The 5,335-nt window shown below is 57.3% G+C and carries 4 protein-coding genes; all 4 read right to left on the bottom strand.

From position 1 onward, the window contains the following. Positions 1 to 83 precede the first annotated feature (83 nt). Entirely contained in the window at positions 84 to 974 is an 891-nt protein-coding gene (locus tag F9B91_RS11920) for a cell division protein (RefSeq protein ID WP_150923290.1), read from the bottom strand. A 178-nt stretch (positions 975 to 1,152) separates the two neighbouring features. Next, positions 1,153 to 2,952 (bottom strand): bifunctional biotin--[acetyl-CoA-carboxylase] ligase/type III pantothenate kinase, encoded by a 1,800-nt coding sequence (locus tag F9B91_RS11915; RefSeq protein WP_070540305.1) that lies wholly within the window; start codon positions 2,950 to 2,952, stop codon positions 1,153 to 1,155. Continuing rightward, a complete protein-coding gene (gene rfaE2, locus F9B91_RS11910) occupies positions 2,949 to 3,452 on the bottom strand; it encodes a D-glycero-beta-D-manno-heptose 1-phosphate adenylyltransferase (RefSeq protein ID WP_003768921.1) in 504 nt (167 codons plus the stop codon). The genes F9B91_RS11915 and rfaE2 overlap by 4 nt, the downstream gene beginning before the upstream one ends. Before the next feature lie 192 nt (positions 3,453 to 3,644). Beyond that, positions 3,645 to 5,057: a PepSY-associated TM helix domain-containing protein gene (locus F9B91_RS11905; protein WP_049229032.1), complete on the bottom strand. Its 1,413-nt coding sequence runs from the start codon at positions 5,055 to 5,057 to the stop codon at positions 3,645 to 3,647. Between the last annotated feature and the right edge of the window lie 278 nt (positions 5,058 to 5,335).

Genomic DNA, 5,335 nt, shown 5'->3' with positions numbered 1-5,335 from the left:
AGCTTACACAGAGCGCCTGAATAGGCTTTTATGAGTGTCCAAGATTTGGGGGCCAGTTCAAACGTTCAGACGGCCTTTGGGTTTTATTTGCAGGTTTTCATGTTCAGGTTGCCGTAGCGTCCGACGATGTTGCGGATTTCTTGTGCGTCTTTTTCATCGACCGACATGAAGATAATGGTCATGCGGGAAACGCTGAGGGTGCTGTTGGAAGCGTTGCCTTTGTCGTCTTGTTCGACGATGCGCGCGCCGCCGAAGCCTGCTGCGGACAGGCGCGAGATGAGGACTTGGGCGGAGGAGCGGCTTTTCATCACGCCGAGGCTGATTTCGCCGTTGTAGAGCGTGCCGTTGAAGCCTTTGTTGCCGAGCGCTTCAAGGCGGTTCATGGCTTCGCTGTCGGCAGGCAGCAGGACGCGGAAGGTTTTGGCGGCTTGGTCTTTTGCTGCGCCGCGTTTTTCTACGGTGCGGCTGGCGGCGTGCGGCCAACGGGTCAGCAGGCCTTTGATGCGGTGGTAGTCGTCTTCGTCCAGGGTAACGCTGGCGTTGGACGTACATTGGTGTGCTGCGGGTGTGTTTTTGGTTGCGGGATTTTCGCTTGCGGCAGCAGTCGGGGTGGTGTTTCCTGCCGCTGCGGCTTTTTCTTTTTCGCGGCGGGCTTTTTCTTCACGTTCTTTTTTTTCTTTTTCGCGACGCGCCAATTCCTCTTCTTCTTTTTTCTTACGCTCGGCTATGGCTTCTTCGGATTCGGGTTCGGGCAGGTCGGCTTGTGTTTCGTCGGTTTGCAGCCAGTCGGGTTGCGCGTTGTCGGCAGGCGCGGGGGCTTGCTGCGGACGTAGGGATTCGGGTTGGGCAAGTTCGTGGGCGCCGCCTTCTACGGGCGCGGCGGCGGGGGATTTGGCGTTGTTGAGGCGGTGTGTAATCATGCCGCCGAAGACGATGATGTTGAGTGCCACGAGGGCGGCGAAAAGCCATTTCATGAGTTGTTTTCCTTTTTTGTGTTCGGGTGCCGTTGTGGTGTACGGACGATTTTGTGTTGTTATTTTGTGGCGGATCGGCTGTAAAGCCAACCGGCTGAAGTGTTTTGTTTGGAGGTCGTCTGAAAAGCGGCATGGGCGTTTCAGACGACCTTTTGAATCTGTATTACGGTATTGCTGCTTATTCGGGCAGTGTGTCGGTCTGTTCCTGCTCTTGCGCGACCCAGTTCAATAAACCGTAAATGACGAGATTATCTACAATTTTTACCGTATTGTCCAAAACAAACTGCTTGGGCAGGGCGTTGACGACTTTGCTTGCGCCGCCGCCGGTGATGATGACGTCGACGGGTTTGCCTTCGCCCGTTTTTTGTTGCAGCCGCCCATGCATCATGATGACGGCTCCGCAAACGGCATCCATCATGCCGCTGGTGATGGCGTTGGGCGTGGTGGTGGGGAAGGGGTACACTTTGCCGGCGGGGCGGTCGAGGTTTGCGGTTTTGGCGGCGAGGGCTTCTTTCATGAGGTGGAAGCCGGGCATGATGGTACCGCCGAGGTAGTGGTTGTCTTCGGTGAGCGCGTCGGTGGTTACAGCGGTGCCGCAGCTGACAACGACGCAGGCGTTTTGGCTGAAGCGGCGGCTGCCCAAGGCGTTGAACCAGCGGTCGGAACCGTGTTCGGCGGGGTTGCGGTAGTGGTTGCGGATGCCGAGTGCCTGCGGCATGGAGGGCAGCCAGCGGACGGGCGCGGTCAGGTGGGCTTCAACGAGGGCTTTTTTGAGGTCGCCGCACACGGCACAGCCGACGATGCGGGTGCGGTCGTCTGAACGCTCTGCCCACTCTTCGCCGAGCTTGCTCAAGTCGCGGTACGGCGCGCGGGTAACTTCGTTGAAAACGCCGTTTTCTACCCATGCCCATTTGAGCTGGCTGTTGCCGCCGTCGAGCAGAAGCAGGCGTTCGGGCGCACGCGGCGCGGCGGCGCGGGGCGTGTCGTCGGGGCGCAGGCTGATTTCGCCGCTGACGACGGTTTGTTCGCCTGTGGCTGTCATCAGGTGCAACGCGCCTTGCGCATCGACGCTGAGAACGGTGCCTTCGCTTACGGTTTGCCCGTCGCGCAGGAGCAGGACGGGTCTGCCGTGGTCGCGGTGGGCGGTTTGGTATTCTTCGAGGAAGGGTGCGAACCCGTTTTGCGCGTATTGCGTCAGGACGGCATCGAGTTCGCCCAAGAGTTTGTCCAACAGCGTTGAGGCGGCGATACAGTGTGCGGAGGCTGCGCCGTGGGCAAGCTGCATATTGTGGAATAAGGCTTGGACGGAGGCGGCGTTTTCAACTTCTTTGGGCAGGACGAAATTGATGCCGATGCCGATGACGGCGGCGGTTTTGCCCTCATTGCGGACGGTTTCAATCAGAATGCCGCCGAGTTTGTCCCTGTCGGCAACCAAATCGTTCGGCCACTTGATTTGTATCCCCAAACCGGATGCAGCCAAGGCGCGGCGGCAGGCGAGCGCGACGGCGGGGGCGAGCGAACCGAGTTCGTGCTGCGGTTTATCAAATACCCAGCCGAAGCTGAACATCAGGCATTCGCCCAAACGGTGTGTCCACTTGCGTCCTTGCCGCCCGCGGCCTTTGGTTTGCAGATGCGCGACGCAAAGCGATTTATGGGCTTGTTCGGGCGAAGTGCGCGCCAGATTCAGGATTTCATCGTTGCTGGACGTGCATTCGTGTTTTAAGGTCGTCTGAAAACCGCGTTCCGCCCCCAAACGCTGCAAGGCTTCTTCGTTAAACAAAGCAAGCGGGCGCACGAGCCGCCATTGCCCGTCGTGTTGGCGCAGCAGTCCGCGGATGTGTGCGGGCATCTGTTGCCAAAATCCGTTGAGCTGGTGCGGTTTCACGCCCGCGATACGCGCGAGATGGGAAACGTGTTGCGGCAGACCGTCGGCAAGTTCCGCTAAAACCCGACTGTGCGGCAGTTTCAGCGCGGTCATTTGCCGCCCTCAGCTGCTCGGATTTTTTCCAGTGTTTTCGTGGTGGAAGTCTGGTGCAGGAACGGAATGGAAAACACTTTGCCGCCGCGCGCCAGCGTTTCTTGCGCGCCGACAATTTTTTCGACCGGCCAGTCGCCGCCTTTAATCAGGATGTCGGGTTTGATTTGTTCGATCAGCTCGGCGGGCGTGTCTTCATCAAACCAAGTAACTAAATCCACGCTTGCCAACGCAGCCGCCACCGCCGCGCGGTTTTCCAGCGGATTGACGGGACGGTCGTCCCCCTTGCCCAAACGGCGCACGGACGCATCCGTGTTCAAAGCCAGCACCAACGCCGCCCCCGCCGACCGAGCCTGTGCCAGATAGGTAACATGTCCTCTGTGCAGAATATCGAAACAGCCGTTGGTAAAGACCAGCGGACGGGGAAGCTCGTGCAGACGCTGCGCCAATTCTTCGGGCGGGCAGATTTTGCGTTCGAAATCGGGGAGGGACCAGTCAGACATAATCGGGATTCCGTTGGGGATAAACAGACAGGCGGTATGATACCGAAGCGGGCGGAAAAGGAAAACCGCGGGATAAAAATAAGGAAAGGTCGTCTGAAAACCAAAATCGGATTTTCAGACGACTTTCAAACCCATCCTATTCGTGGGAGCTGCCCACGCTGCGCATCGGTTTGCGGGAAACGGTTCAAACCGTTATTTGAACCACCGCGACAGCGCCGGAATCCGCGACAGCAAGGCCGTATCCAAGAGCCAAATCACGGCGATGGCGGCGATGGCGGTCGGGAACAATACCGCCACGATCAAAAGCGGCACAGCCATTGCCCACCATACCGGCAGCTCGATTTTCTGTGCCGGAGGAATCAGTCCGCCCGCTTTGGACGGGCGGCGTTTCCACCACATCACGCAGCCGCTGACGCAGATGAAAATAACCGCCAGGCAGAACAAGACGTTCGCCAGCACGCTCCACCAGCCCAGCGTCCCCATGTGCAGCGCGATGCTGGCCGCCATGAATTTGCCGAAGAAGTTGTAATCGTTGAAACGGATGTCGGCCAGGATTTTGCCACTGTATTGGTCGATGTGCACCGTGCGGTCGGCGGTCGGGCTGACCATGTCGTAGCTCATCGAATCCTGCGACAGCGTCCACACGCCCGTTTCGCCTTTGGGCAGGTTGAGCTGGTATCGGCCTTTGAAACCGATTTCGCGAGCGAAGCGGTCAACCGTTTCCAAGGTCATCGGTTCGCTCGGATTGATGCCGTTTTCGCCCTTCGTCGTACCGGAAACAGGCATGGGCGTGAGTTCCAGAACCCACGGTGCTTCTTTGGTTTTGCCGTCGTTCAACACATCGCCGTGGGTCGGCACGACGGATACGGGATTCGGTTCGACCCCCCATTTACCGGCGGGGAACTGGCTCCAAGACTGAACGAACTTACCGCCCCAAATGCCCGCCCAAGCAACACCAGACAGGCAGAACAACAATAAAATCAAAGAAACCCAAGTGCCGAATGCGCCGTGCATGCTACGCCACCACGAGCGTCCTTTGCCCGTTTGCGGCACAAGCATGGATTTCAGGCTGCGCTGTTTCGCCCACCACAAATAAATCCCCGTAATCATCATCAGAATGGTCAGCGATGCGGCAGTTTCTATCAGATAGTCGCCCGCCGTGCCGAGCATCATATCGCCGTGGATTCCGTCCATCGTGTGATACCAGCCCTCATTGCGCGGCATGGAACTGACGACTTTCGCCGTGTAAGGATCGACGGCGACCATGGTCGCTTTGTCGTCGTTGTTCACGCGGAACACGGCAACCATATCGTCGGCGCGCGGCGCGATATATTGCACCACCGACGCGGTTTCAGGGTTCACAGACTGCCGCGCCGCTTCCGCCTGCGCCGACAAAGGCTGCACCTGCGCCTGCGGGGTAACGTTTATACGTTCGCCCTCTTTGCCGGTAATGTTGGCGAATAGCAGCATTCCCAACCCTGTGATGGCAAGCAGTGTCAGAAAGGGGGCGACCAGAAGTCCGAAATAAAAATGCCACCGCCACACGGTCAGATAGCGGCGGTTCGCTTGTTGCTCGGAACGGGGAGCGGGTTGGGATGTGTCCATAAATTCTCTCTGTTGTTTTATCGTGGATTGAAATTAGAAAACGCCTGCCCGCATGGGAATGACGACATAGGTATCCCCTATTTAATTTGAATTTACTATAAATTAATACAAAATAACTAATACTTTATAAGTATAACGAAGTTTTGGAATGCTAACAATTCCTGATGAAACCATTGCCGCATACGGAAATGCCAAAAGAAGACCGTATCCGGCAGAAATATAGTGGATTAAATTTAAATCAGGACAAGGCGACGAAGCCGCAGACAGTACAGATAGTA

This window comes from Streptococcus mitis (assembly GCF_008763935.1).
GTDB classification, from domain to species: domain Bacteria; phylum Bacillota; class Bacilli; order Lactobacillales; family Streptococcaceae; genus Streptococcus; species Streptococcus mitis_DB.
The sequence above is the reverse complement of the archived record's forward strand: the minus strand, read 5'-3'. Positions and strand labels throughout refer to the sequence as shown.

Bases quoted from the DNA above. Each gene is read 5' to 3' on its own strand.
- F9B91_RS11915 (WP_070540305.1), bottom strand. From the start codon at position 2,952: ATGACCGCGCTGAAACTGCCGCACAGTCGGGTTTTAGCGGAACTTGCC.
- F9B91_RS11920 (WP_150923290.1), bottom strand. From the start codon at position 974: ATGAAATGGCTTTTCGCCGCCCTCGTGGCACTCAACATCATCGTCTTC.
- F9B91_RS11905 (WP_049229032.1), bottom strand. From the start codon at position 5,057: ATGGACACATCCCAACCCGCTCCCCGTTCCGAGCAACAAGCGAACCGC.
- rfaE2 (WP_003768921.1), bottom strand. From the start codon at position 3,452: ATGTCTGACTGGTCCCTCCCCGATTTCGAACGCAAAATCTGCCCGCCC.